At 68.4% G+C, this 25,087-nt stretch carries 28 protein-coding genes and 1 riboswitch; of the genes, 17 read left to right on the top strand and 11 right to left on the bottom strand.

Annotated features, from left to right (window positions below; translation table 11 throughout):
* Nucleotides 1-138: 138 nt before the first annotated feature.
* Nucleotides 139-1,164 (top strand): glycosyltransferase family 9 protein, encoded by a 1,026-nt coding sequence (locus tag AC5RW2_RS11770; RefSeq protein WP_494024273.1) that lies wholly within the window; start codon nt 139-141, stop codon nt 1,162-1,164.
* Here AC5RW2_RS11770 and AC5RW2_RS11765 read toward each other — a convergent pair.
* Nucleotides 1,097-1,882, bottom strand: coding sequence for a sigma-70 family RNA polymerase sigma factor (locus tag AC5RW2_RS11765; RefSeq protein ID WP_494073952.1), 786 nt, complete (start codon nt 1,880-1,882; stop codon nt 1,097-1,099). The two genes, AC5RW2_RS11770 and AC5RW2_RS11765, sit on opposite strands and share 68 nt — an antisense overlap.
* A 314-nt stretch (nt 1,883-2,196) precedes the next feature.
* Entirely contained in the window at nt 2,197-2,937 is a 741-nt protein-coding gene (locus AC5RW2_RS11760; protein WP_494049383.1) for a DUF427 domain-containing protein, read from the bottom strand.
* 79 nt (nt 2,938-3,016) lie between these two features.
* On the opposite strand from AC5RW2_RS11760, the gene AC5RW2_RS11755 reads away from it, so the two are divergent.
* Entirely contained in the window at nt 3,017-3,487 is a 471-nt protein-coding gene (locus AC5RW2_RS11755; RefSeq protein WP_494073951.1) for a carboxymuconolactone decarboxylase family protein, read from the top strand.
* A gap of 82 nt (nt 3,488-3,569) precedes the next feature.
* Here the strand turns inward: AC5RW2_RS11755 and AC5RW2_RS11750 are convergent, their stop codons facing one another.
* Complete coding sequence (locus AC5RW2_RS11750) at nt 3,570-3,968, bottom strand: RidA family protein (RefSeq protein ID WP_494012962.1); 399 nt, start codon at nt 3,966-3,968, stop codon at nt 3,570-3,572.
* A 164-nt stretch (nt 3,969-4,132) separates the two neighbouring features.
* Here AC5RW2_RS11750 and AC5RW2_RS11745 point away from each other — a divergent pair, with 164 nt between their 5' ends.
* The 7 genes from AC5RW2_RS11745 (at nt 4,133) to AC5RW2_RS11715 (ending at nt 9,332) form a co-directional block, all read left to right on the top strand.
* Nucleotides 4,133-5,380, top strand: coding sequence for a pyridoxal phosphate-dependent aminotransferase (locus AC5RW2_RS11745; protein WP_494000797.1), 1,248 nt, complete (start codon nt 4,133-4,135; stop codon nt 5,378-5,380).
* A 204-nt stretch (nt 5,381-5,584) separates the two neighbouring features.
* Nucleotides 5,585-6,220: a septum formation family protein gene (locus AC5RW2_RS11740; protein WP_494073950.1), complete on the top strand. Its 636-nt coding sequence runs from the start codon at nt 5,585-5,587 to the stop codon at nt 6,218-6,220.
* Between the two features lie 194 nt (nt 6,221-6,414).
* The gene (locus AC5RW2_RS11735) at nt 6,415-6,786 is read left to right on the top strand and encodes a glyoxalase superfamily protein (protein WP_494073949.1); all 372 of its coding nucleotides are present in this window, start codon (nt 6,415-6,417) and stop codon (nt 6,784-6,786) included.
* Between the two features lie 424 nt (nt 6,787-7,210).
* The gene (locus AC5RW2_RS11730; protein ID WP_493978913.1) at nt 7,211-7,459 is read left to right on the top strand and encodes a hypothetical protein; all 249 of its coding nucleotides are present in this window, start codon (nt 7,211-7,213) and stop codon (nt 7,457-7,459) included.
* Between the two features lie 191 nt (nt 7,460-7,650).
* Complete coding sequence (locus AC5RW2_RS11725) at nt 7,651-8,040, top strand: VOC family protein (RefSeq protein WP_494073948.1); 390 nt, start codon at nt 7,651-7,653, stop codon at nt 8,038-8,040.
* 48 nt (nt 8,041-8,088) lie between these two features.
* The gene (locus AC5RW2_RS11720) at nt 8,089-8,379 is read left to right on the top strand and encodes an acylphosphatase (RefSeq protein WP_494073947.1); all 291 of its coding nucleotides are present in this window, start codon (nt 8,089-8,091) and stop codon (nt 8,377-8,379) included.
* A gap of 410 nt (nt 8,380-8,789) precedes the next feature.
* Nucleotides 8,790-9,332, top strand: coding sequence for an AMIN-like domain-containing (lipo)protein (locus AC5RW2_RS11715; RefSeq protein WP_494000803.1), 543 nt, complete (start codon nt 8,790-8,792; stop codon nt 9,330-9,332).
* Between the two features lie 132 nt (nt 9,333-9,464).
* On the opposite strand, the gene AC5RW2_RS11710 is transcribed toward AC5RW2_RS11715, so the two are convergent.
* Entirely contained in the window at nt 9,465-11,372 is a 1,908-nt protein-coding gene (locus AC5RW2_RS11710) for a penicillin-binding transpeptidase domain-containing protein (RefSeq protein ID WP_494073946.1), read from the bottom strand.
* Nucleotides 11,373-11,517: 145 nt separating this feature from the next.
* Between AC5RW2_RS11710 and AC5RW2_RS11705 the strand changes: the two genes are divergently transcribed.
* From AC5RW2_RS11705 to AC5RW2_RS11675, 7 genes are all read left to right on the top strand, one after another.
* On the top strand, nt 11,518-12,444 hold the full coding sequence (locus AC5RW2_RS11705; RefSeq protein ID WP_494000805.1) for a diacylglycerol/lipid kinase family protein: 927 nt from the start codon (nt 11,518-11,520) through the stop codon (nt 12,442-12,444).
* 164 nt (nt 12,445-12,608) lie between these two features.
* Entirely contained in the window at nt 12,609-13,427 is an 819-nt protein-coding gene (locus AC5RW2_RS11700; RefSeq protein WP_494000806.1) for an amino acid ABC transporter substrate-binding protein, read from the top strand.
* Between the two features lie 43 nt (nt 13,428-13,470).
* Nucleotides 13,471-14,130, top strand: coding sequence for an amino acid ABC transporter permease (locus tag AC5RW2_RS11695; protein ID WP_494001307.1), 660 nt, complete (start codon nt 13,471-13,473; stop codon nt 14,128-14,130).
* Nucleotides 14,117-14,923: an amino acid ABC transporter ATP-binding protein gene (locus AC5RW2_RS11690; protein WP_494000807.1), complete on the top strand. Its 807-nt coding sequence runs from the start codon at nt 14,117-14,119 to the stop codon at nt 14,921-14,923. The genes AC5RW2_RS11695 and AC5RW2_RS11690 overlap by 14 nt, the downstream gene beginning before the upstream one ends.
* 293 nt (nt 14,924-15,216) lie before the next feature.
* Nucleotides 15,217-15,429, top strand: coding sequence for a hypothetical protein (locus tag AC5RW2_RS11685; protein ID WP_494000808.1), 213 nt, complete (start codon nt 15,217-15,219; stop codon nt 15,427-15,429).
* A gap of 87 nt (nt 15,430-15,516) precedes the next feature.
* Nucleotides 15,517-16,386, top strand: a complete 870-nt coding sequence (locus tag AC5RW2_RS11680) for a prephenate dehydratase (RefSeq protein WP_494024260.1) — start codon at nt 15,517-15,519, stop codon at nt 16,384-16,386.
* Nucleotides 16,387-16,549: 163 nt separating this feature from the next.
* A riboswitch (SAM riboswitch) is annotated at nt 16,550-16,664 on the top strand.
* Nucleotides 16,665-16,716: 52 nt separating this feature from the next.
* On the top strand, nt 16,717-17,223 hold the full coding sequence (locus tag AC5RW2_RS11675; protein WP_494073945.1) for a flavin reductase family protein: 507 nt from the start codon (nt 16,717-16,719) through the stop codon (nt 17,221-17,223).
* Between the two features lie 49 nt (nt 17,224-17,272).
* On the opposite strand, the gene AC5RW2_RS11670 is transcribed toward AC5RW2_RS11675, so the two are convergent.
* The 7 genes from AC5RW2_RS11670 to AC5RW2_RS11640 form a co-directional block, all read right to left on the bottom strand.
* On the bottom strand, nt 17,273-18,262 hold the full coding sequence (locus tag AC5RW2_RS11670; RefSeq protein WP_494073944.1) for an aldo/keto reductase: 990 nt from the start codon (nt 18,260-18,262) through the stop codon (nt 17,273-17,275).
* 135 nt (nt 18,263-18,397) lie between these two features.
* Entirely contained in the window at nt 18,398-19,414 is a 1,017-nt protein-coding gene (locus AC5RW2_RS11665) for an alpha/beta hydrolase (protein WP_494073943.1), read from the bottom strand.
* A gap of 187 nt (nt 19,415-19,601) precedes the next feature.
* Entirely contained in the window at nt 19,602-19,979 is a 378-nt protein-coding gene (locus AC5RW2_RS11660; RefSeq protein ID WP_494000813.1) for a hypothetical protein, read from the bottom strand.
* A 115-nt stretch (nt 19,980-20,094) separates the two neighbouring features.
* Nucleotides 20,095-21,027 carry a cytochrome b/b6 domain-containing protein gene (locus AC5RW2_RS11655; RefSeq protein ID WP_494024256.1) on the bottom strand — a complete coding sequence of 311 codons (933 nt, stop codon included), beginning with the start codon at nt 21,025-21,027 and terminating at the stop codon, nt 20,095-20,097.
* A 132-nt stretch (nt 21,028-21,159) separates the two neighbouring features.
* On the bottom strand, nt 21,160-21,867 hold the full coding sequence (locus AC5RW2_RS11650; protein ID WP_494073942.1) for a FadR/GntR family transcriptional regulator: 708 nt from the start codon (nt 21,865-21,867) through the stop codon (nt 21,160-21,162).
* Entirely contained in the window at nt 21,864-23,174 is a 1,311-nt protein-coding gene (locus AC5RW2_RS11645) for an MFS transporter (RefSeq protein WP_494073941.1), read from the bottom strand. Before AC5RW2_RS11645 ends, AC5RW2_RS11650 begins: the two co-directional genes overlap by 4 nt.
* A gap of 108 nt (nt 23,175-23,282) precedes the next feature.
* Nucleotides 23,283-24,506 carry a glycerophosphodiester phosphodiesterase family protein gene (locus AC5RW2_RS11640; protein ID WP_494073940.1) on the bottom strand — a complete coding sequence of 408 codons (1,224 nt, stop codon included), beginning with the start codon at nt 24,504-24,506 and terminating at the stop codon, nt 23,283-23,285.
* A 186-nt stretch (nt 24,507-24,692) separates the two neighbouring features.
* Between AC5RW2_RS11640 and AC5RW2_RS11635 the strand changes: the two genes are divergently transcribed.
* Complete coding sequence (locus AC5RW2_RS11635; protein WP_494073939.1) at nt 24,693-25,076, top strand: RNA-binding S4 domain-containing protein; 384 nt, start codon at nt 24,693-24,695, stop codon at nt 25,074-25,076.
* Nucleotides 25,077-25,087 lie beyond the last annotated feature (11 nt).

The following is a 25,087-nucleotide window of genomic DNA, read 5'->3' as shown; positions in this document are numbered from 1 at the left end:
ACTGTTCCCAGCGCGGCTCCGACCTAAACACTTCTCCTGCTACTACTTTTGTGTCGCCCACTTCCCGCCACGGCAACCGCTGCCGCGGGAGGCGCACGGTGCGGGCATCTGGAAGGATGGGCACAGCCGGAACGAAGGATGGTTGCAGTGGCAGAAGCTGAAGGACTCGAACGGGACGGACGCCCGGAACTGCTGGTGCTCCGGGCGCTCAAACTGGGCGATCTGCTGGTCGCGGTTCCGGCGTTGCGGGCACTGCGCGCGGCCTACCCGGAACACCGGATTATCTACGCCGCCCAGGCCTGGCTGCGACCCATCCTCGGACTAACGGGCTCGGTAGACGACCTGCTGGCCACCCACGGCCTCGATGTTCCGCTGGCGCTGGCGCCCGGCCGGGTGGACATCGCCGTGAACCTGCACGGCAACGGGCCGGAGAGCCGCGGCCGGCTGGAAGCCCTGCAGCCCGCCGGGCGCATTGGCCACCGCGCCCCCGGGTGGGACGGCCCCGAATGGCCGGAAGGTGCGCACGAACGCGAGCGCTGGACCCGGCTGCTGCAGTGGCACGGAATCGACGCGGATCCGCTCGACTACCGGCTGGACAAACCTGCCGTCCAGAGCCCCTGCCCGGGAGCGACGGTACTCCATGTCGGTGCCGCCTACGGCAGCCGGCTGTGGCCCGCCGAGCGGTTCGCCGCGGTCGCCCGGGAACTGGCAGCCCAGGGACACCGCATCGTGTTCACCGGCAGCGCGGCGGAACGGCCTCGGGCACAGGCCGTGGCCGAACTGGCCGGGCTGGGTCCTGACACCGTCGTCGCGGGTACGCTGCCACTGGCGGAGTTTGCCGCGGCGATCGCCGAGGCCGCGCTCGTCATTTCCGCCGATACCGGTGCCGCCCATCTGGCGTCGGCCTATGCCCGGCCGTCGGTGGTCATTTTCGGCCCGGCACCCGTCAGCGTATGGGGTCCGCCACCCGGACCCCATACGGTCCTGACCGACGAGAGCCTGCGCCTGGGCGACACGTTCTCCGCCGACCCCGACCCTGCCCTGCTGGCCGTCGGCCCGGACGACGTCCTGGCCGCCGTCGCACAACTGCCGGTCGCTACGCCGTCCGCATCCGCTGCCGCGCGGGGGTCTGCCGTTCCCCCAGCACCCGGTGCTGGAGCTTGACCAGGATCCTGGCGAGCGCGCGGGACACCTGCATCTGGGTCATGCCGATGCGCTCCCCGATGAGGCGCTGGGATTCTTCCTGGAAGTACCGGTAGAAGAGCAATTGCCGTTCCTGCGGCTCCAGCTCGCGGATCGCGCCGCGAAGCATCAGCAGTTCCTCGGTCCGTTCGGTCCCGCCGTCGGAGGCAGCCAGCGTCTCCGCCAGGCCCTGTCCCTCGGGGGTCCCTTCCAGTGATTCCGGCCGCAGGCTGCCGTGGCAGTTGAGGGCTTCGGCAACCGTTTCCGGGTCTTCGGCGAGCGCGTCGGCCAGCTCCTGCAGCCCGGGCTCGCGGCCCAGCCGCTGCGCGAGTTCGGAGGTCATTTTGATCGCCGCCGTCCGCAGGTCCTGAAGGTGACGCGGCGGGCGGATCATCCACGAGCTGTCCCGAAGATAGCGCTTTAGTTCGCCGTGGACCGTGGGAGCCGCGTAGGCACGGAAATCGGCGCCGTGGTCGGGGTCGAAGCCGCGGACCGCCTTGAGCAGCCCCAGCCGCGCAACTTGGTTCAGGTCATCGAGCTCCCTGCCCGGGCCCGAATAGTTGCGGGCGATCCCCTCGGCAATGCCCAGGTGCCCCAGCACCAACTCCTCTTCCAAGGCGGCGCGCAGGGACCCCTTGGCGCGTCTCGCCTTGCGGAACAAGACCTGTATCTCTTTGTCATCCTTATCGTTGTATTGCACCAGAGGCCCACTCTCTATCCGGGAAGCGCGGACCAGAAGCGCTTCTCCCCCAAGAGACCATAAGCATGCTGATTATGCAACAGGCGAACGGTGAAAAAATGCGCAAAAGTCTTTTCTTCTCCCGGGAGAAGAAGGTATAAGCAGCCGCCGTTCCGACCGCGGCCCGGGCCACCGGGAGGGCGGAGGAGAGCGGCAGCAGCCGAAATCATCCAGAGCGGCCGAGCCATGCGGGAACGGCCGTCCCTGACGTGCCCGCGTCGGGTATCAGCCGCTCTCGATGGCAGCGCGGGACCGGAGCGAAACGGGGGCGGAAATCACGACCAGGGCGTGTCGGGTTTCTCCTGGGGTTTGCCGTCGACCACGAGGTCCACCTTCTCGTTGTAGAAGCAGAAGAGATCGCGGATCTTGGGGTTTTCCGGGATCGGGTTCGGGTAGCTCCAGACAACGTCGCGGACAACGTTTTCGCCTACCCGCACCGACCAGTAGCGGGCCTCGCCCTTATAGGGGCAGCTCGTGACGGTGTCGCTGGACTCCAGCAGGTCGGTCCGCACGTCCTCGGCCGGCAAGTAGTAGCGGGCGGGCAGGTGGGTTTCGAACAGCAGCAGCGGCCGGATGCTGTCCGCCACTTTCTCGCCGGCGAGGTAGACCTGCACCCGCCGCGAACTGCGCAGGGTATCTACGCGCTTATAGGGATCACGGGCATGGACCAGCACCCGCTCGTCTTCCTCGTACCACTCCAGCTGCCGCCAGGAGAAAGTCACGTGGCCGGCCAGGTCGCTCATCGAACCGTGCGCTTCCGGATGCTCCCACGCCCCGGCCTCCGCGCGCTTCTTGCCGATGGCCACATCCCAGAGCTGCTGGCCCGCCGGCCCGGGGCGCGCATTGGCCAGCACCCCTGCCGCGACGTCCTCCCGCGGCAGATAGTAGGTCGGCAGACCGTCCCGGCCATACTGGACCATCAGCCTGGCCCGCGTGCTGTCGGCCACCAGGCTTCCACCCAGCCGCACCCGGATCCGCCGTGCAGTGGGTTCCGTGAAGGGTGCATCGAATTCCATGGGGCACACGCTACTCCTCCGCGGCTCCCGTCGGCAGTGCTGAGAGAATGAAGGCCGACCAGCAACACAGGAGGCATGAGTGAGTTCCGACAATCGTCCCGCCAAGTTCTACATCGACAAGCAGACGCCGGCAGCCTATCGCGCGCTCAACGGACTGGCGCTCAAGGTCGGCGAAGCGGCCGAAGCGGCAGGCCTGGACCGGAAGCTAGTGGAACTGCTGAACCTGCGCATCTCGCAGATCAACGGCTGTGCGTACTGCCTGAACATGCACACCCGGCTGGCCCTGGGCGAAGGCGAGACGGCGCAGCGGCTTTCCGTGCTTTCGTCCTGGCGGGACACCGAGGTTTTCACGGACAAGGAACGGGCCGCGCTGGCCCTGGCCGAGGCGTTGACCGAACTGCCGGACCACCACAGCCAGGAGCGAGCCTATTCCGCCGCCCGCGAGGAACTCACCGACGACGAGTTCTCCGCGGTCAGCTGGATCACCGTCGCGATGAACGCCTTCAACCGGGTCTCCATCGTCAGCAAGCACCCGGTCCGCCCGCAGTAGGCAACCCGGGCCGGGCAGGCCGCCACCGCGCCAGGGCGGCAGGGCAGCGCACGACGGCGGTGGCTGCGGTCCCTGTCAGCGGCTACTCGGGCTGCGGCGGGACCTGGGCGAGTGCGTCGATCTCCACCAGCACGCCGGGCCGCGCGGACCCCACCTGCAGGACGGTGATTGCCGTCGGCACCGGCCCCCACACCTCCGCTGCCGCGGCGTACCCCGCGTTCGCGTCCTGCCCGGCGGCGAGGTAGATGTTCAGCTTGGCCACGTCCTGCTGCGTTGCACCGGCCTCCTCGAGGACCGCAAGCACGTTGCGCATCGCCTGCCTGGTCTGGCCGGCAAGATCGTCACTGACCATCTCGCCGTCCGCGTTGATCCCGTTCTGGCCGCCGACGATCAGCAGCCGGCCGGGGCCGTCCACGAGCACGCCCTGGGAAAAGGCCGGACTGCGGAACATGCCTGCTGGATTAATGTGCGTGAGAGCCATCGGCTTTCCTCCGTTTTTCCGGTTCGGGGCGCACGGCACCGGCACCGCGTGCCGGTGCCCGTGCGGGAGCGTAACCACGGTAGGCCGATGCAGCACCGGGCACCAGACCCGCGCAGTGGTGAAGCCCACATGAACGCCCGATGCACTCTGTGAAAAAATAGGGCATGCGTCCCATGCAACATTCCAGCAAACTCCAGAACGTCCGGTACGAACTTCGCGGCCCGATTTTGCACGCGGCCAAGAAGATGGAGGCGGAGGGCCACCGCATCCTGCGGATGAACCTCGGCGATCCGGCACCGTTCGGGTTGGAGGCGCCGGAGTCGATTGTGGTGGACATGATCCACCACCTGCGCGGCGCCCAAGGCTACAGCGATTCGAAGGGCATCTTTTCCGCCCGCACGGCCATTTCGCAGTACTACCAGACCAAGGGCCTGATGCAGATCGGCGTTGAGGACATCTTCATCGGCAACGGGGTGTCCGAGCTGATCTCCATGACGCTGCAAGCGTTCCTCGAAAACGGCGACGAGGTGCTGATCCCCGCGCCCGACTACCCCCTGTGGACCGCGTCGGTCACCCTCTCCGGCGGCAAGGCCGTGCACTACCTCTGCGACGAGGACAACCACTGGTGGCCGGACATGGCGGACGTCGAAGCCAAAATCACCGACCGGACACGGGCGATCGTGCTGATCAACCCGAACAACCCCACCGGCGCCGTCTACCCGCGGCACGTGCTGGAACAGTTCGCGGCCCTGGCTCGCAAGCACGATCTGGTGCTGTTCTCGGACGAAATTTACGAGAAGATCACCTACGACGGCGCCGTGCACGTCCACACCGCCTCGGTGGCCCCGGACCTGCCGGTGCTGACGTTCAGCGGGCTCTCCAAGGCGTACCGGATGCCCGGCTACCGCGCCGGCTGGGTGGCCATCAGCGGGCCGCGCGCCGAGACCGCGGCCTACCGCGAATCACTGGAACTGCTGGCCTCGCTCCGGCTGTGCTCGAACGTCCCGGCGCAGCACGCCATCCAGACCTCGCTGGGCGGCTACCAGTCCATCGGGGACCTGGTGAAGCCCGGGGGCCGGCTGCACGAACAGCGCGACTTGGCCTGCCGGCTGCTCAACCAGATCCCGGGCGTTAGCTGTGTGCCCGCGGCCGGGGCGATGTACCTGTTCCCCAAGCTGGATCCTGCCGTGTATCCGTTCGAGGACGACGAAAAGTTTGTCCTGGACCTGCTTGAGGAGGAGAAAATCCTGGTTTCGCACGGCAGCGCCTTCCACTGGCCCACGCCGGATCACTTCCGGTTCGTGATCCTGCCGTCGGTGGAGGATATCGAGGAGGCGGTCCGCAGGATTTCCTCCTTCCTGGCCATCCACCGGAAGAAGACGGCCGACGCCGCTGCTGCCGCCGCCGTCTAAAGCCCGGCTGGTCCGCCCGGCACGGCGGCAAGGCCCCGCGACGCAAGCCGCCGGACCGATGGGTCCGCTGGCACTGTGGCCGCGGGCGGGGCGCGCCCGGCCCGCCGGCACAGCCTGCTAGGCTGCTCACAATTCCAGCCGCCGGTCGGGCGGCTGCAGAGCCGGCATCGGGGGAACATGCGGAATAGGCCGACGGCCGCCCTCATGGCGCTATTCGCGCTGCTGCTCGCGGGCTGCACGGAACCGGGCGCGGAAGCTGGAGCGGCATCCCCGGCCACGGCGGGTGCCACTCCGCCAGCCTCCGGCGGCGGGTACGCCAGCGGTCCTGCCGCCGGCACATCCCAGGGACCCGTCCGGCTGGCCTCTCCCCCGCCGGGTCGCCCGACCATGGCACCCGCGGAGACCGTGGGAGCAGCGGATCCGGAGGGCACTAGTGCCTACATCGACGACTTCCTCGCCACGCAATGGTCTTCCGGCGTGGAGCCCTCGGCCCTGAGTGAGGCAGCCGTCGGCGACTGTGTGTTCTTCGATTGGGAGTATTCCTCCGGCCCCACGACCACCGCGTTGTTTCAGGTGCCCTGCCAGGAACCGCATGAAGGCGAGATATTCGGCACCATCACCCACGCCGGCGAGCTGTATCCGGGTCAGTCAGCACTGGAACGCGAGGCCGGACCCCGGTGCGGCGAGGTGATGTCCCAGTTTCTCGAAGCCCGGTTGATTCCGGACGGCACGCACCGGCTCTTGTTCCCTACGCAAGCGGATTGGGATTCGGGTGATCGCACGTCCGTTTGCCTGTACCACCCCGGCTCCCTGTTGGAGCGCGGCTATTTCGGGGATTAGCTGGCCGCGGCCGCCATCGGGTGCATCATCTCTGGTGGCCACAGCTGCTCCCACCCGTGCCGCCTGGCTCCCACCCGCGCCGTCTGTTCGAAAAGTCCGAGGGGCGCAGGCTCCCTCGGGTTGCGGACAGGGCATGACCGCGATCCCGCGCCGGACCCTACCGCCGGGTGCCTGCCGGCGCTAGCGTGTCCGGCATGGAGATGAAACTCGAACTGGTGGCCGTGCCGGTCACCGACGTCGACCGGGCCAAACATTTCTACGTTGAGCAGGTCGGCTTCCACGCCGACCACGACCACCGGGTAAGCGACGGCCTGCGGTTCGTGCAGCTCACGCCGCCCGGCTCGGCCTGTTCCATCGTGATCGGCGAGGGCATCACGGAGATGGCACCCGGCTCGCAGCAGGGGCTCCAGATGGTCGTTGCCGATGCCCAAGCGGCCCGGGAAGAACTGCTCAGCCGCGGCGTCGCAGCGAGCGACGTGGAGGCGCAGCCGTGGGGTAAGTTCGTCTACTTCAGCGATCCGGACGGCAACACCTGGGCGCTGCAGCAGCTGCCGCCCAGGGACTAACCTGCCGCTCGCGTGCTGGCCCCTGAGGCTTCCGGGCCTGGCCCGTGGCGCCGCAGCGCCGCGGGAAACCGCCCGCCGTCTGCCGTGGATGCAGCCTGGCTCCGCCTGCGACCACCGGCGAGGGCCCAAAAAACTTTTCCTGCTCCGGCGGAATAATCCGGCCCTCCAAAGGTGTTCCTTAAAGTGAGACTGCCAACGGACAGCTGAGGGACCACCAACAAGTTTGCAGCAGGGATCAGCGGAGAAGCTCTTTCCCGCGCCCTGCCGCCTCGCAGCCCCTGTCGTCAGCGCTCGCCGCCATCTGGCAGGAGCCGGCGCTTCATGCCTGACGAGCAGTCCCCGAACGATGCCACGGCAGGGTCGGCCCCACAGCTGATCCGCCTGGCACAGCACGCCCTTACCGCCACAACACAGGAGGTCACGGATGACACTATCCGCACCCGGTCAGTCCCCGCTGGTCAATTCCACCCCCACCCGTATCCGCAATCTCGGACATCTGCGCCGCGGCGATTCGGTCGAGGCCCGCATGGACAATGCCGTCCAGTACCGGGGCCGCGTCGACCGTACCGCGCCCGGCGTCGGCCTGGTGTGGATCCGTGATGAGGCGGACGGCTCGCGCCGCGCCATCAGCACGCAGGACTGCACGGTCTGGCGGCTGCCGCAGAAGGGCTGACATCAGCACGGGGCGGCACAGCCACCCCAACGGAGCGGACGGCTTCGGCGACCACACGGCGCCGGCGTCGTCCGTTGCTTCGTTAACCCGGACCTTCCGGGTTCTGCGCTTGTCCGGCGGGCCTGGCCGGAGTTGAATGGAGCCAGCATTGGGGCCGGCGTCCGTCCCGGCCACCGCCTTCGGAGCATGCCATGGCCGTCTCGTTCAACCACACCATCGTCTACGCCGCAGACAAGAAGGCGTCGGCGGAATTCTTTGCGGAGATCTTCGGCCTCGATCCGCCGCAGCCGATGTTCGGACACTTCATGACGGTCCTGCTGGAGGGCGGCGTGGCACTCGACTACGCGGACACCGCCGGGAACGTGCAGCCCCAGCATTACGCCTTCCTGGTCGCCGAGGACGACTTCGACGGGATCCTCACGCGCATCCGGTCGGCCGGAATCGCCTACTGGGCAGACCCGGGCCGCAGCCGGCCCCAGCGAATCAACCGCAACGACGGCGGCCGCGGCGTGTACTTCACCGACCCGAACGGCCACTTTCTGGAGGCCATCACGCGCCCCTACGGTTCCGGCGCTGCCTGAAGCGAGGCGCCGTCGTACGCTGGACCGATGTGCGGACAGGAGCGAAGCATGCAACAGGAACCCACCGGGGACGTCCGCCTGAGCGCGACGGTGAGCGGCCGGGTCCAGGGAGTGGGCTTCCGGTACTGGGCACGGGAACGCGCCGAACGCCTGGGGCTGGTGGGCTCGGCCGTGAACCAGGCGGACGGCACCGTGGGCGTGGTGGCAGAGGGGCCGCGCGATGCGGTGCGCCAGTTCGCGGCCGCGTTCGAGTCCGGCAAGGCGCCGGGGCGGGTGGACGCGGTCGAAGCGACGTACGGCCCGCCCACCGGCGGGTTCAGGACCTTCGAAGTGGGCTGAAGGGGTCTGCACAGGGGCTGCAGGGGCGCCGGGGACGCCTGCGGGCGGCGCCTATGGTGTGACGTTTAAATCGAGCCGGCCCCGCGGTATGTTCACGCGGGACCGGCTCTTTGGGGGATCGCCGGCCCGGCAAAAACGTGGGGGTCCGAACCGGCTAATGCTGGAATTATGCCACTGGCCGCGCTTTTAAATTGCAGCACTGTGATTTATGTTACGAAACGTCGTAACACTTCTCCCCCGCCGTGTTTGGTTACGGGCGGAGTGCGTTTCCGATTACCGAAGGATCAAGAAAAGCGTGCCCGGGCCGCGTGCCGTAACGGTTGCGGCGTTATCGCGGACGTGCCGGGTCCCGTCGCGGAAAACGCCCCTATCCTGAGTGCATCTGTCACCCCCATGAAAGGCGGTGTGCCATGCGCAAGCTCCCCACATGGCTGTCCGTAATCCTGTTGGTTCTCGGCTTGGGATTGGTGGCGCCCGGCCCCGCCACCGCGGCGCCCTACTGCGGCATCACCTGGGGCTCGACGCCGGAGTCCGCGCCGGGGACCACGACCGCACCCATTACCAACGTGCGCACCGGCCGGCACGCCTGTTTCGACCGCATGGTTGTGGACCTGCGCGGCGACGTGGCCGGCTACTCGGTGAGGTACGGGACGGTGCGGGCCCAAGGATCCGGCCATGTAATCCCCTTGCGCGGCGGCGCCGATCTGGCCGTGGTCGTGAAGGCTCCGGCGTATGACTCCAACGGGCGCGGCACCTACCGGCCTGCCAACCCGAAGGAGCTGGTGAACGTCACCGGCTACACCACCTTCCGCCAGCTCTCCTGGGGCGGCAGTTTCGAGGGGTACACCACCATCGGCCTCGGCGTGCGCGCCCGCCTGCCGTTCCGGGTCTTCACCCTGGACGGCCCGGGCAGCATGTCCCGCCTGGTGATTGACGTGGCCCACCGCTGGTAAGCCTGGAACTCTGCAGGCAGGGCCGGGCGGCTGGCGGGCGAAGGCCGGGCCTTGGCTGGCCGCTGGCGACGTCGGTGCCCGCCTTCGGTGCCTTCAGGCACCTTGGCGGGCGCCGGCGTCGTCGTTGAAGGCCTAGCCGGCGGCGGCTTCCAGAAAAGCCTCGGCCAGCGGGCCGGCGGTTTCGGAGCCCAGCTCGCCGTCCTCCACGAACACCGCGATGGCAAGGTCCCCGTGGCCGGCGATCACCCAGGAGTGGGTTTGCGGCGGGTCCTGCGAGCCGTACTCTGCGGTGCCGGTCTTGCCGATGGCGGGCTTCCCGGGCAGGTCGGCCAGGTTGGCCAGATAGCCGTCCACGACGGCCGAGCGCATCATGCTGCGCAACTGCTTGGCTTCCCCGGCGGTCAGTTCAGGCACGTCCGGGAGCTCGGCCTTGGGGTCGTGACCGTCCACCAGCGTCGGCACGACCGAACCGCCTTCCACCACGGCCGCCATCATCGTGGCCAGCGCCAGCGGCGACGCCTGCACCCGTGACTGGCCGATCAGCGAGGCCGCGTGCGCGGTCCCCTTGGTGTCCTCCCGCGGCACGTCGCCCATGAAGGCCTCGATGCCGGGGCTCGCGGTCATGCCGATGCCCAGGGCGCCGGCGGCATCAGCCAGCTGGTCCTGGGAGAGTTCCCGGTGCTCGGCGATGAACGCGGTGTTGCAGGAGTGCGCGATGGCCTCGGTCAAGGTGATCCGGCCGGTGAACTCGGCGGGGTAGCTGTCCGCGTTCTCGAAGCTTCGGCCGTCCACGACCAGTTCCGGGTCGCAGGTGACGGCCGACTCTGGGGTCGCGCCGTTGCGCAGCATGCCCAACGCGGTGGCGATCTTGAAGGCGGAACCGGGGGCGTACCGGCCCAGGAACGCGGTGTTGTAGCCTTCGCTGTCCGGACCGTTCGCGGCCGCCAGGACGGCACCGGTCGAGGGCCGCAGCGCGACGATCGAACTCGGCGAGTCGATGTCGGCCAGGATGTCCTCGGCCGCCGACTGCAACTTCGGCACGAGCGTGGTTTTCACGTTTTCGCCGTCCACTGGGTCTTGGCGGAACAGCTGGCGGGACGGCGCTTCGCCGCCCTCTTCGGCGGGCTGCCCGACGGCGGAGACGGTGACTCCCGGCGTGCCGGAGAGCTCGGCGTTGAAGGCTTCCTGCAAGCCGGACGAGCCTACGGTCTCGCCCGCGACCACCGTGCCCTTGGACTTCTCGATGTCCTCGGCCGTGGCCTCCCTGACCGATCCCAACACCGGCGCGGCGAACGTGCGGTTGGGCGCCAACGGAATCTGGTCACCTACCGCCAGGAAGCCCTCGATGCCCTTCAGCTTCTTTTGGTCCAGCTTGTCAAAGGCGTCCTCGCGCAGCGTGATGGCGTCCACGAAAGCCTTGGGCCCGTAGGCTTCAACCTTTTCCAGGTAAGCGGCGGCGTCGATGTCCACCAGCTTGGCCAGCGCGCGCGCCGAGTCCTCGGCGGTCGCTGTGTCCAGGCCTGTCTTGTCGATGCCGACGACCCTGACCGGGCGGTTCTTGACGATCGCCTCGCCCTCGGCGTCGAGGATCTGGCCACGCCGCGGCTCCTCGGTGGAGAGCACCAGCCGTTCCCCCTCGGCAAGCGAGGGCTCCAGGATTTCGGGCTTCCACCGGACGTGCCAGGTGTCCTCGGCGTAGTGCAGGTCGGCCCTGGTGGTGTAGCTCCAGCCCTGCTCCGCATCGGCCACCGGCCAGTCATAGGAAAGGGTGGCCCGGAAGAGGTTGGATTCGACCTCTTCGACGCCTTCCACGGTGACTTCGGGCTCCAAGGGGTCCATCCCCTCGGTCAACGCGGCCAGTTGTTCCTGCACCTGGGCGCCGGTGGCATCGGCGAAGGCCACGTTCGACACGTCGTTGGCAGCCAACGCTTCCGCCAGTGCCCGGGCGGTCGGTTCCGGCGATTCCCGCTCCGGAGCGCAGGCAGAGACCGCTACCGTCAGCAGCAGGGCGGTGATTGATGCAAGTGCGCGCCGAAGCAATTCTTCTCCCGGATCCGAGGGTGTCCTGTTAGAACCTATAAGCGGCCAGCAGCGATGTCGAGCCGGGCGGCACCGGCGGGATGGTGCTTGAATGGGTTCGTCGGGACGTCGGCCTTCAGCCGGCAAACAGGACAGTAAGGACACCATGACCGAATCCGCTCCCCCAGCTTCCCGCCGTGCCGCGGTGGTCTGGAACCCGTCCAAGAAGTTCAACTTCGACCTGGTGGCGCTGGTCGAGGGCCTGTGCGCCGAGACCGGCTGGCAGCCGCCGCTCTGGCTCGAGACCACGCTCGAAGATCCGGGCGCCGGCCAGGCGCACCAGGCGCTGGAAGCGGGCGTCGATCTGGTCATCGCCGCCGGCGGTGACGGAACGGTGCGGCGGGTGGCCGGCCGGCTGGCGGCGACCGACATGCCGCTGGGCGTGATCCCGCTGGGCACCGGCAACCTGCTGGCCCGCAACCTGGACCTGCCGGTTGACGACCCGGAGACCGCTGCCGGCATCGCGTTGGCCGGCCGGGACCGGCGGATCGACGTGGTCCGGGCCACCGTGGACAGGTCGGGCGGTGACTCCGTGTTTTTGGTCATGGCCGGCCTCGGCTTCGACGCCGCCGTGATTGGCGGCACCGACGACGGCCTCAAGGACCGTATCGGGTGGCTGGCGTACGTGGAAGCCGGCCTGCGCAACCTTCCGGGCAAGCCGGTCCGCGCCACGGTCACCATAGACGGCGGCAAGCCCATGACCGTGCGGATGCGCAGCGTAATGGGCGGGAACTGCGGCAAGATCCAGGGCGGATTCGAGATGTTCCCCGGTGCGCAGCTCGACGACGGCCTGCTGGACGTCATGACCATCTCCCCGCGTGGGCGGCTGGGCTGGCTCGGCGTGCTGGCCGGGCTCGCCAAACGCGGCCGGAGCGTGGATCCTTCGGTTGACTACTACCAGGGCAAGCACGTGGAGATCCACGCCGGCCGGCCCCAGGAGATGCAGCTGGACGGCGACCATATTGGCATGGGGTCCCGTTTGATGATGCGCGTCGATCCGGGCGCACTCGTGGTGCGGGTGGCACCCGAATAGAACAATAACGACGCCGGTGCGCGCCGCCGGGAGTGCGGCTGCTCACATTGCCGACACAGTTCGGAACATATCTTGAGGTACCCGTTGTTGCACGTGGTAGCTTCAGCGTTTGCCGGCCACCCGCCGGTTGGCTCGTCGTCCCACATCACAAGGGGTTTTCCACCATGATTCGTCGTCGTTTGTCCGTCCTCGGTGCCGCCGCAGCCGCCGCCCTGGTGCTGGCCGGCTGCAGCACGTCCTCGCCGTCGGGGTCGGAGCCGGCGACCTCCTCCGCCGCGACCACGCTGCAGGAGATCCAGGACGCAGGCGTGATCACCGTGGGGACCGAGGGGACCTACCGCCCGTTCTCCTTCCACGAGAACGGCACCGGCGACCTGACCGGTTACGACGTCGAGGTCGTCACCGCGGTGGCGGACAAGCTCGGCGTCGACGTGCGGTTTGAAGAGACCCAGTGGGACGCCATCTTCGCGGGGCTGGAGGCGGGCCGCTTCGACGTCATCGCCAACCAGGTTTCGATCAACGAAGACCGGCTGGCCAAGTACGACTTCTCGGACCCGTACACGGTCAGCACCGGCGTCGTCGTCGTGAAGTCGGACAACAACGACATTTCCTCCCTGGCGGATCTGGAGGGCAAAACGTCCGCCCAGTCGCTGACCAGCAACTTCTACAAACTGGCCAAGGGCGCCGGAGCCAATGTCGAGGCCGTGGAGGGCTGGGCGCAGGCGGTTTCGCTGCTGGAGCAGGGCCGGGTGGACGCCACGGTCAACGACAAGCTGACCTACCTGGACTACCAGGCCACCAACGACAACAAAGACATCAAGGTAGCCGCCGAAACGGACGAAGAAACGCAGAGCGCCTTCGCCTTCCAGAAGGGCAGCGACGAGCTGGTCGAGGCCTTCAACACGGCGCTGGAGGAGCTGCGCGCCGACGGCACGCTGGCAAAGATCTCCGAGAAGTACTTCGGCGCGGACGTCAGCAAGTAAATCCGGCCGCTTCAAAGGGAGACGCTAACGTAACCGTATGGACATCGACTGGGAGCTCGTCGGCAGTTCGCTCTGGCCTATAGTCCAGGGCGGGCTGACCGGCACCATCCCCCTCTCGCTGGCCAGCTTCGCCATCGGCCTGCTGCTGGCGCTCGTCGTGGCCCTGATGCGCTTGAGCCGCAACCGGATCCTGGCCGGCATCGCGCGCGCCTACGTGTCGGTGATCCGCGGCACCCCGCTGCTCGTCCAGCTGTTCGTGATCTTCTACGGCCTGCCGTCGATCGGCGTAGTGCTTGAACCGTGGCCGAGCGCCATCATCGCGTTCTCCCTGAACGTGGGCGGCTATGCGGCCGAAATCATCCGCGCCGCGATTCTGTCCGTCCCCAAGGGCCAGTGGGAAGCCGGCCACACCATCGGCATGGCCGGCACCACCACCCTGCGCCGCATCATCCTGCCGCAGGCAGCGCGGGTGTCGGTGCCGCCGCTGTCCAATACCTTCATCTCGCTGGTCAAGGACACCTCCCTCGCTTCCCTGATCCTGGTCACCGAGGCGTTCCGGGCCGCCCAGGAAATCGCGGCGTTCAGCCAGGAGTTCATGCTGCTCTACATTGAGGCCGCGGCGGTCTACTGGGTGTTCTGCCTGGTGCTCTCCGCCGGGCAGTCCCGACTGGAGAAGAGGCTGGACCGCTATGTCGCCCACTGACGTCCCCTCCGCCGCCGCTTCGCAGCCCGGCTCCGCCGCAGGGCCGGTGCTCTCCGTAGAGGGGCTGCGCAAGTCCTTCGGCAGCAACCAGGTGCTCAAGTCCATCGACCTCTCCGTCCAGACGGGCGGGGTACTGGCCCTGATCGGACCCTCCGGGTCGGGCAAAACCACCGTGCTGCGCTGCCTGAACGGCTTGGAAATCCCCGACGGCGGGCGGGTCGCCTTTTCGGGCGGGCCGGCCGTGGATTTCGGTTCGCCGGTGAACCGAAAACAGATCGCCGCCCTGCGCGACCGCAGCGCCATGGTGTTCCAGCACTACAACCTGTTCCCGCACATGACCGTGCTGCAGAACATCATCGAGGGCCCGGTCCAGGTGCAGAAGCGGTCCAAGGCCGAAGCGGTGCGCGAGGCCAGGTCGCTGCTGGACCGTGTCGGGCTCTCCGGCAAGGAAGACCAGTACCCGCATCAGCTCTCCGGCGGACAGCAGCAGCGGGTCGGCATTGTCCGGGCGCTGGCGCTCAAACCCTCGCTGCTGCTGTTCGACGAGCCCACGTCCGCACTGGATCCTGAACTGGTGGGCGACGTGCTGCACGTGATCAAGGAACTGGCTGACGAGGGCTGGACCATGGCCCTGGTCACCCACGAGCTGGCCTTCGCCCGTGAAGTGGCCAGCGAAGTGGTGTTCATGGACGGCGGCGTGGTGGTGGAACGCGGACACCCCGAACAGGTGCTGCGCGAACCGCGGGAGGAGCGCACCCGGCAGTTCGTCCACCGGCTGCTCAACCCGTTCTAGGACCGGGTTCACTTCCGGCTGGCCCGCCCTCCCCCGACCGCTTCCAGCATCCGCGGCGGTCCCGCGTGACCGGTTTCCAACACGCGCGGCGGTCCCGCCTGACCTGCTTCCAGCACCACACCGCCGCGCCGGGTGTGGCGCACGCCACGCCGGTGCGAAATTCATCTGATGTCATCTGGGATGGCAGAATGTAAAGTTCCATGCACCGTTCCGCATGGCAGGCTCGTTCCGGCCGGAAGCTTCCATCCCGCGTTTCTCCTGCGCGGAAACCTCCGGCCACGAAAGGCAGAACCATGGCCACTTCCCTGGCTACCAAGTCGTTGACCGCACAGACGGCTTCCGAAGCGCACGATCTCCTGAATGCTGCGGTCGAAGAGTTGCAAAAGCTCGCCGCCATCGACGGCGATTGCGGCATCCTGGTCACTCGCACCGGCCCCGGGCAGTTTACGGTGGAGCTGAGCGACGACGTGCCCTACGGCATCACCCAGGAATCGCATCTGTACTAAGCGGTTGGCGGGCCGGTCCCGGTTATATGACGCCGCCCGGTTGCCCGGAATGAAGCGCCGGCCCGCCCCGGTGGGATAATTTCGCCCATGGCTCCAGCGATTGCGTACCAAGGTGAACCCGGCTCGAACTCCCACATGGCTTGCCTGGAAGTGCGCCCCGGTTGGGAAGCGGTGCCGTGTGCCAGCTTCGAGGATGCGTTCGCTGCCGTCACCGGCGGCGAGGCGGAACTGGCCATGATCCCCATCGACAACTCGATCGCCGGCCGGGTGGCGGACATCCACGCCCTGCTGCCGAAGACCACCCTGCAGATCGTGGAGGAATTCTTCCTGCCCATCCGTTTCAGCCTGCTGGGCGTACGCGGGGCCACCGTGGAGCAGGCCCGGGAGGTGCACAGCCACATCCATGCTTTGGGCCAGTGCCGCAAGCTGATCCGCAGGCTTGGGCTCACTCCGGTCATCGCAGGCGACACCGCCGGTTCGGCCCGGGAGGTGGCCGAATGGAACGACCCGACCAAGGTCTCCCTGGCGCCGCCGATGGCCGCCGAACTCTACGGTCTGGAGGTTTTCGCGGAAAAGGTCGAAGACGATCCGACGAACACCACACGGTTCGTGGTGCTGGCCGACCGCCGGCCGGTCCCGTCCCGCGAGGAACTTCCCGGTCCGGCCGTAACCAGCTTCGTGTTCCGCGTGCGGAACGTGCCGTCCGCGCTGTACAAGGCGCTGGGCGGTTTCGCCACCAACGGCATCAACATGACCCGGTTGGAGAGCTACATGGTGGGCGGCGAGTTTGCCGCCACCATGTTCATGGTGGACGTCGAAGGCCACCCGGACGATCCGGCCATGGTCCACGCCTTCGAGGAACTGGACTTCTTCACCACCGAAATACGCATCCTGGGCGTCTACCCGGCGCATCCGTTCCGGCAGCGGACCGTGCGCCCGGGCGCCGCCGCGCAGTAGCCGTGGGACCAGCAGTCGGACAGTAGCCTTCGGGGCAGCAGCCGTCGCACGGCCGCCCGTCGGGGCAGCAGACACCTCGCGGCGCCCGGAAGTAAAACGCTGCATTTGACGAACTGTTACCGGCGTTTGACCCAGGCCCTTCCCCGCTCTTAGCGTGGAGACGAATCAAGAGCGCCAACTTCACAGCCCTGGCTAGTTGGCCGGCAACCCTCTACCGTAGCGGGGTGCTCCAGGTGATGATTCGGCCCGCCGGGTATGTCGGCAGGCAAGTACGCGTATCCACCCGCAGCAGCTCGGCCGCAGCGGATGCGCCCAAGCCCCAAGGACGCCATGTCGCTACACCATGACCTGACCCCCCACACGTTGCGCTCCGCCTTCGGCCGGTTCCCCTCGGGCATCGCGGCGCTGTGCGCGACCGTCGACGGCGAGCCGCAGGGCATCGTCGCCTCCTCGTTCACCGTGGGCGTCTCCCTCGAGCCGCCGCTGGTGATGTTCGCCGTGCAAAACACCTCACGGACCTGGCCGCTGGTCCGCCGGGCCAACCGGATCGGCGTCTCGGTGCTCGGCACCGGGCACGACGGCGTCTGCCGCCAGATCGCGTCCAGGACCGGTGACCGCTTTGCCGGCCTGAGCCTGCACGGCACGGACGACGGCGCGCTTTTCCTCAACGACGCGGCGCTCTGGCTGTACTGCTCGGTGCACCAGGAAGTCCCGGCCGGGGACCACCACGTCGTGCTGCTGCAGGTGCACGGACTGTCCACGCACGACGGCACCCACGAGCCCCTGGTCTTCCACGATTCCGCGTTCCGCCGGTTGGAACAGCCGGCTTTCGTCTAGGACGCATGGTCCCGGCCCCGCCCGCAGCTGCGGGGCCGGGCGCGGGCAGCTAAGGCAGCGGCCTGCCTCGGGCCGCCACCCACAGGGAGTACCACTCCTCGCGGGTCATCGATGCTCCAACCGCTTCCGCCTCGGCACAGGCCCGGATCCGGTCCGGGCTGCTGGTACCGACGACCGGCCGGATGCCTGCCGGATGCCGCAGCAGCCAGCCCAGCACCACGGCTTCGGGCGGGCACCCCTTGTCCCGGGCAAGTTCCGTGACCAGGGCTGCCGCTGCTTGATCCGCCGGGGGAGAGGCATCCGCGGGCGCGGAAGCATCCGGTGTCGCGGCCTCCGCTGCCGCACGCCCGCTGTACCGGCCCTGGGCCAGCGCTCCCCAGGACTGCAGCTCCACCCCGTGGGCGGCGCAGTATTCCAAGGTGCCGTGCGGGAAGCTGATCCCCGGTCCCTCCGGGTGGTTCACCAGCACCCCTGACTCCAGCCAGTCGCGTCGGTACAGGCTCATTTCCAGCTGGTTCACCGCCAGCGGTTCATCCAGCGCCGACTGCAACCAGCGCATCTGTTCACCGGACATGTTCGAGACACCAAGGCGGCGGACCTTCCCGGCCATCCGAAGCTCGTTGAACGCCGCGGCGATCTCTTCGGCCGGCGTCAGCGGATCGGGCCGGTGGATCAGCAGCGTATCCAGGTGATCGGTGTGCAGCCGGCGCAGGCTCTCGTCGGTGCGGGCCAGGATGGCTTCCCGCGAGGAGTCGTAGTGCCCGACCATGCCGGGGACCGGCAGCCGAATGCCGCATTTGCCCTGCAGCCGGATCGAGTCGCGCAGCTCGGGACTTCCGGCCAACACCCGCCCGAACGCGGCCTCGGCCTTGCCGTGGGCGTAGATGTCGGCGTGGTCGAACGTCGTGATCCCGGCCTCCAGCGCCGCCGCCACGGCCGCGTGCGCGGCCGCCACATCGGCCGCTTCCAGCGGCCCGCTCCCCCAGCCACCACCCAACCCCATGCAGCCGAAAATGAGGCGCGAGCCGGCGTCGTTCATTGAAAGTTCCCCCTTCGCTGGACAGGTTTCCAGCGTACGACGGCGGTGCCCGGGGAGGCATCGGCGCCGGCCCCGGGTGATGCAGACACCGAAGAACGCTCGTCGCAGCGGGGCGCCGGTTCAACTCCGGCGGCATCAGCCGGTTTGGCGACGGAGGAACGCCACGCTGCGCTCCAGCACCTGCCACGCCGCTTCCAACTCCAGGTTGAACTGGAACTGGTGCCCCAGACCGGCCTCCGTGTGGGGGAAGAACTCCTCCACGGCCGCGCCCTTGATCCGCAGCGCTTCGACCAGCCCGAGCGAGTGCGGCAGCAACGGGTCCGTGTTGCCCGCTGACACGAAAGCCGGCGGGTAATCGGCGCCCACGTGCTTGGCCACGGAGGCCAGCGCGACGTACGGACGCTCCAGATAGTCCTTGGCCCCGGTGTAGGACCACAGCACCGTGCGCAGGTAGTTCTGGTTCCCGGCCTGGTCCGCCCCGGCGAGCGAGAGGTCGTACGCCCCGCAGTGCAGCAGCACCGCGCGCAGCCGCTCCGGCTTCATGGGCGAGGCAATGCCGAGCCTTTTAGCATAGTCGGGATCGGCGATGACCAGCGCCAGTTGCGCGGCAATTTGCGCGCCCGCCGAGTCCCCGGCCAGCACGATCCGCTCGGTATCGATGTGCAGCCGCTCGGCATTGTGTTCCAGGTAGCGCAGCGCGGCGGCCGTCTGGCGCACCGGCGCGGGGTAGCGGCGCACGTGGGCCAGGGAATAGTCCACCCCCACGGCGGTGAAGCCGTAGGAGGCGAGGATTCGAAGGTAATTGGCGACGTCGTTCTTGGTGCCGGAGATCCAGGCCCCGCCGTGGATCCAGACAATTGTCGGAAGGCGCAGCGAATCCTCGGCCGCCTTGTCCGGGAAGAACACGTCCAGGCGGGTATGCCCGTGGTTGCTGAGGTATTCCTGATCCAATACTTCGCTGATTCCGTCCGGCACGTGCCGGGCCATGGCGCGGGCCGTGCGCCGGCCGTCCCGTTCCGACAGCACCCGCAGCAGCACCGCCAGCGGCCGGGGGCTGAAGCGCAGCCACAGGACCAGGCCGCCGGCAAGGGCGGCCGGGACGGTGACGAGCACGGCAACTGCTGTCAGTGCGCGGCGGATACGGACCTGCATGGCTTCCTCCGATCGGCCGGTGGTGAACCAATCGTGAGCCTGCCTCGCCCGCGGGGCAAGCCCCTCCCCTGCCTGACCGTCAATCGCCGGAACCCCCCGCCCGCGAAGGGCCGTGAGGCCCGCAAACGGCTGGACAGTCCACCGACGAAAAGCCTTGCAGCTCGCCCGCCAAGGGCGGGAAACCACGTCACCCGAGGGCAACCACCAGGCTCAGCGCGGCCAAGACCAGGGCGACCGGCGTCATGGTCCACCGCTCGGGCTTGCTGCGCGAGATGGCGTTCATCAGGACGCCGACGAACAGGTACGCGGTCAGGACCCAGCCAAGAACGAGCGACGCGGTCTCCGGCAACGCGTCGAGAAACTGCGCGCGGTCCATGATGACGAACACGAAGAACGCATACAGGAGCACCGAGACCGCGCTCCCGATGCGCAGCTTCGCCGGCAGGATGCGGTGGCTTCCTCCCCAGGCGAACCGGCCCAGCGGCAGGCCCGCGGCCAGCAGGATCTGGAAGACGGCCAACAGCGCGAAGACAAGGCACGCGGCGATGGCCGCAACGGTGATCATGGCGAGCAGTGTAGCGGTGCAGCCTTCAGCCGCGGTCAGCGGCCGGCGGTAAGGCGGCGGCCACGCGTGCCACGCGGTCAGGCGGTCAGCGGCCGGCGATCAGGCGGCCGCGCGGTCAGCGGCTGGTGACCTTGCCCGTCAGCGAGGCGATCGGGCGCAGGAAGATCGGCCGGGCCAGGAACCAGGCCGCCACGGTCACCGCGACGGAGGCGGCAAAGATCCAGAAACCGGTCCATCCGCCGTCGTCCGTGGCCGCATACATGTGGTTGAGGTTGCGCAGCGCGCCGGTGGCCAGCACCAGCGTCACGTGCACGATGATGAACAGCACGAAATACACCATCACCGGGAAGTGGATGGCCCGGGCCGCCTCAATCGGGAAGTATTTGTTGACCGCGGCCCGCTTGGGCCAGGCGGCCGAGGTGCGCAGGCCGGAGACGATGGCCAGCGGGGCGGCGATGAAGACGGTCGCGAAGTAGGTCAGCAATTGCAGCGCGTTGTAGTTCACCCACCCGTTCTCCAGCGGCCAGTCCAGCGAGGCGTACTGCAGCACCGCGGACAGCGCGTTCGGGAAGATGTCCCAACTGGTGGGCACAATCCGCATCCAGTGCCCGGTCGCGAAGATCAGCACCATGAAGACGATGCCGTTCAGCACCCACAACGCATCCAGCGTCAGGTGGAACCACAGGTTCAGGGTGATCTTGGTGGGCGCGTTCCTGGTCTTCACCAGGCCCTTGTTGTTGCGTGTCCAGTACGCCGGCGAGCGCGTGCCGGCGCGTACCTGCAGGCCGGTGCGGATGATCAACACGATCAGGAAGAAGTTGAGGAAGTGCTGCCAGCCCAGCCACGCGGGCAGCCCGACCGGCGCGGATTCGGGCAGTTCGGAGCGGCCCGGGTAGGCGGCCAGGAAGTCCTGGACGCCCGGCATCGTGCGAAGCCATTTGGCCAGCAACACCAACAGCAGGAGCACGACGACGGCGCCGGCCACCGCCGCGGTAATCTTCAGCCACGTCTTCCGGGTGCTCCCGGACGGTTTCGTCGAAGTGGACATCGCCAGCTTTCCTCGTTCCCTGCGTCCCGACAGTCCGGGCTTCGTGATTCAAGGTACCCCGGCCGGGCGGCATCGTGCCACACGCGCGGCCGCGGCGGCCAGAGCCCGCCGCAGCACGGCGTGAGCGGGGCGTTATTGGCCGTCCTGCGGCATCCATTTCAGGCAGTAGCGCAGGTTGGCGGTGACGGTCCGTACCGCGGCTTCTTCGTCACCAGCAGCGATGGCGTCCGCGAGGTCCTCGTGTCCGGCCCGCAGGCATCCATCGAAGCCGTCCCGCAACCGCTGGGCCATCTTGGTCCCGTGGAACACATCGCCGAAGCTGCCGTACAGCTCGTGCAGCAGCTGGTTGCCGGAGGCCTCGGCCACGGCCAGGTGGAATTCCCAGTCCGCGGCGATCCAGCCTTCCAGGTCCTGTTCGGCCCAGGCATGCCGGCGCCGGGCCAGCATCTCCCGCAGCGCCTCCACGGCGCCGCCGGGGCCCGGCGGCTCGGATCGCGCCGATTGCGCCGCCAGCCGCGCAGCCTGGGTGTCCAGCGCGAAGCGCACCTGGAGCACGTCCTCGTCGTCGTACTCGCGGTAGGCGCGGCGGGCGGTGCCGCTGATCTCGCTGGTGGCCCGTACGTACGTGCCGTCGCCGCGGCGCACCTCGAGCATCCCGGCGTGGGCCAGGGCCTTGACCGCCTCGCGCAGCGTGCCGCGGGAGACGCCCAGACTCGCCATCAGTTCCGGCTCGGGAGGGATCCGGGACCCCAGCTGCCACCGCCCCGCCGCGATGGACTCCCGCAGCCTGGACGTGACTTCCTCCGCCAGCGGCGGCCGCTGGAGCGGGCCGGACCTCACGCCCGCGCCTTCCGCACCAGGCCGCTGACCGCGTGAGCCAGCAGCAGTTGCATCGCCGCGCCGGCCACCAGGAGCACCAGCGGTACGGTCCAGTCGGCGAGTGCATCGTGCAGCAGACCGAGGCCGAACGGGCCCAGGGCGGCGAAGAGATAGCCCACCGATTGGGCCAGCGTGGACAGCGCGGTGGTCTCGGACGCACTGGAACCGCTGCGGCTGATCACCAGCATCAGCAGCGGGAAAACCCCGAAACCCAGTCCGATCAAAACCGCGGGCAGCACGGCGAGCTCGGCAGGCAGCACCAGCAGGGCGAGGTAGCCCGCCAGCGACGCCGCGCAGGTGATCATGAAGGCCGGCCGCAGCAGGCCCGGGCGCGCCGCCATGGACAACAGCAGGACGACGGCGGGGATGGACACCAGCTGGACCAGCGCGAGCAGCTGCCCGGCGGCCGCGGCATCCACCCCGCGCGAGATCAGGATGTACGGCAGCCAGCCCATCACGGAATAGACGAGCAGCGCCTGGATGGTGAACAGGCCCGTGAGCAGCGCGCCCTTGCGCGTGAGCAGCAGCGGCCACGGCGACGAGTGGTCCCGGGTCCGCGTGCCCGACCCGCGCCTGCCGGCCACGGCCATGGGAAGGAACACCGCGAGCCCGACGACGGCCAGCAGCGCCCACGCGGCCAGCGCGAGCGACGGCGAGTCCAACTGCGCGGCCAGAGGGACGCTGATGGCCGCGGCCAGGGTGGCGCCGACGGACATGGAGATGGTGTAGGCCCCGGTCATCGTCGACGGCCGGTGCGCGAAGTACTTGCGGATGAACGCCGGCAGCGCCACGTTGCAGACCGCCAGTCCGGACATGGACACCACCGTGCCGGCCAGCAGCATCCCGACGGATTCGACCCCGCGCAGGCCCAAGCCCGCAATCAGCAGTGTCAGCGCGAGTGCGATGGCGCGTTCCAGCCCCATGCGGCTGCTCAGCCATGCGGTCGCGGCTCCGGCCACGGCGAAACACAGCACGGGAACGGTGGGCAGCAGTGCGGCGACCAGCGGCCCGTACCCCAGCAGCTGCTGCAGGTCGTGGAAGAGCGCGGCCGCGCTGGCAATACCAGCCCGGAGGTTCAACCCGATGAGTATCACGGCGGCTACGGCCGCGGCGATGAACCAGCGGCGGTCCGCGGCGGCGGGTGCTGGGGCAGGCTCCTGCACGTTGAGCTCCGGCACCAGGGCCTCGGCGAACTCCCCCGGGGCCTCGTCGCCGCCCGGCGCGTGGTCGCTGCTGCTGCCGCCGCTGGGCCGTCGCTCTAAAATCATTCTCTAAACGTTAGACGTTTGATGTCTGAGGCACCAAAACCGGCGCCGGCGCCTCGGGCGGCGTAAGGCTGCCCGGGGTGCCGGCATCGTCGGCGTAGAACCCGCCGCCTAGTTAGCGAAAACGTCCTGCAGGGTGCCCTGCGGCGTCCACAGCGCCATGGAGTCGCCGCCGTTGTTCAGCAGTGACGCGGTGCCATTGTTGTAGTAGGCCTCGGCGCTGTTGGTGCCGGGACCGGTGTAGACCCGCAACTCCACGCCGGGGGCAAGCACGTAGCCCTCGCCCACAGCCAGGATATTGTTCGCCGCGTCGCGAATGATGTAGCCGCTGGCGTCGATGCTGTGGTTGGCGGTGTTGCGCAGCACCACGTGCTCGCCGGTCTCCGGCTGAACGTCGCTGCCGGCGGGGTCATTCACCGCGCCGGCGATTTCCAGGCCGGTGCCCGCGGGGAAGGGCTTCCGCCCGTCCAGGTAGCGCATGGTCTGAATCGGGAAGTCACCGGTGACGGCATCGACGCCGAGGTCGATGGAATGCTGGACGGCCTCGGGCGAGTTGGCGGTGTAGACGCCGACGACCAGCCCGGCGGCCTTGGCGTCTGCAACATTCTGCGCCGTCAGGGTGCGGTAGTTGGTGCCGATCGAATCGGCAAAGGCCGCCCAGGATTCCAGCGTGGCCGGACCCGGGACGGTGCTCGAGAGCTGCTGCAGCGCGATCTCGGGGGCCAGGTTGGCGAAGGTGCGGTTGGAGGCCTCGTCGAAGCCGAGGACCTGGACCTTGTCGGCGGCAACAAGCTTCGTCCAGGCGGCATCGGTGCGGAGCTCGTCGGCGACGAGCTGTTCGATGCCCGGGGAGTTCTTCGGCGACTTGATTTCGATGTATACGCCGGTCTTCACCGTGGCGATCTTCGCCGCGTCATCCAGGTGCGGGATCCGCTCCCCTTGGTACTTGGCGCCGAAGTAGGATCCGGCGTCGAGCTGCTGCAATTCACCCCAAGTAAAGGACGTGATGGGGTCCCCGGCACGCTCGGGGAATACCTCCTCCACGTTGGTGGTCCGGGCCGGAGTGTCGTCGTGGAACAGGAACGGTACGCCATCGGCGCTGAGCTGGACGTCGATCTCGAAGAAGTCGGCGCCGGAGGCGCGCCCGTCCTTGAAGGCCGCAACCGTATTTTCGGGGGCGGTGCCGGCGGCCCCGCGGTGGCCGATCAGCAGCGGGGCTTCATCCTGCCCGCCCGGGTTGTTCTGCGCGCCGGCCGCCGGGGCGGCCACGAGGGTAGCGCCGACGGCGACGGCCGCGGCGGAGGTGGTCAATGTTCTGAGCAGGCGAGATGCCATGGGATATGACGCCCTTCGTAGTGGTTGTCCGGGTTTCCCCGCCATCGAGCTTCACAGCGCCAGTGAACCTGCGAGCCAACTGGCTGTGAACTCGGGGTGAAAGGAAACACCCCTGAGGGCTGGGGCGGAACCGGCGGGATCGGACCGCCAGGGGCGCCGCCGCGGCGACGCTAGACTCGGAGGGGCATGAACACTTCCGCCAATACCCCGAGTTCGGTGCGCGTCGATGCGTGGCTGTGGGCCATCCGCGCCTACAAGACCCGCTCCGCGGCCACCGCCGCCTGCCGTGCCGGACACGTCCGGCTCAACGGCAACCCGGTCAAGGCCTCCCAGTCGGTCGTCCCGGGCGACACCCTGCGGGTGCGGCAGCCCGGCTACGAACGGATCCTGGAAGTGCGCCGTCTGATCGCCAAACGGGTGGGAGCCGAGGCGGCCTCGCACTGCTTCACGGACCACACGCCGCCGCGCCCGGCGATTCCCTCGCTCGGAATTCCGCAGCGCGACCGGGGTGCCGGCCGGCCGACCAAGAAGGATCGGCGGGAGATGGACAGGCTGCGCGGCCTCCACTAGGAACGGGAGCG

It is taken from the genome of Arthrobacter sp. B0316-1-20 (assembly GCF_059091865.1).
Note: the sequence above shows the minus strand (reverse complement) of the source record. Positions and strands in the feature narration are given on the sequence as shown.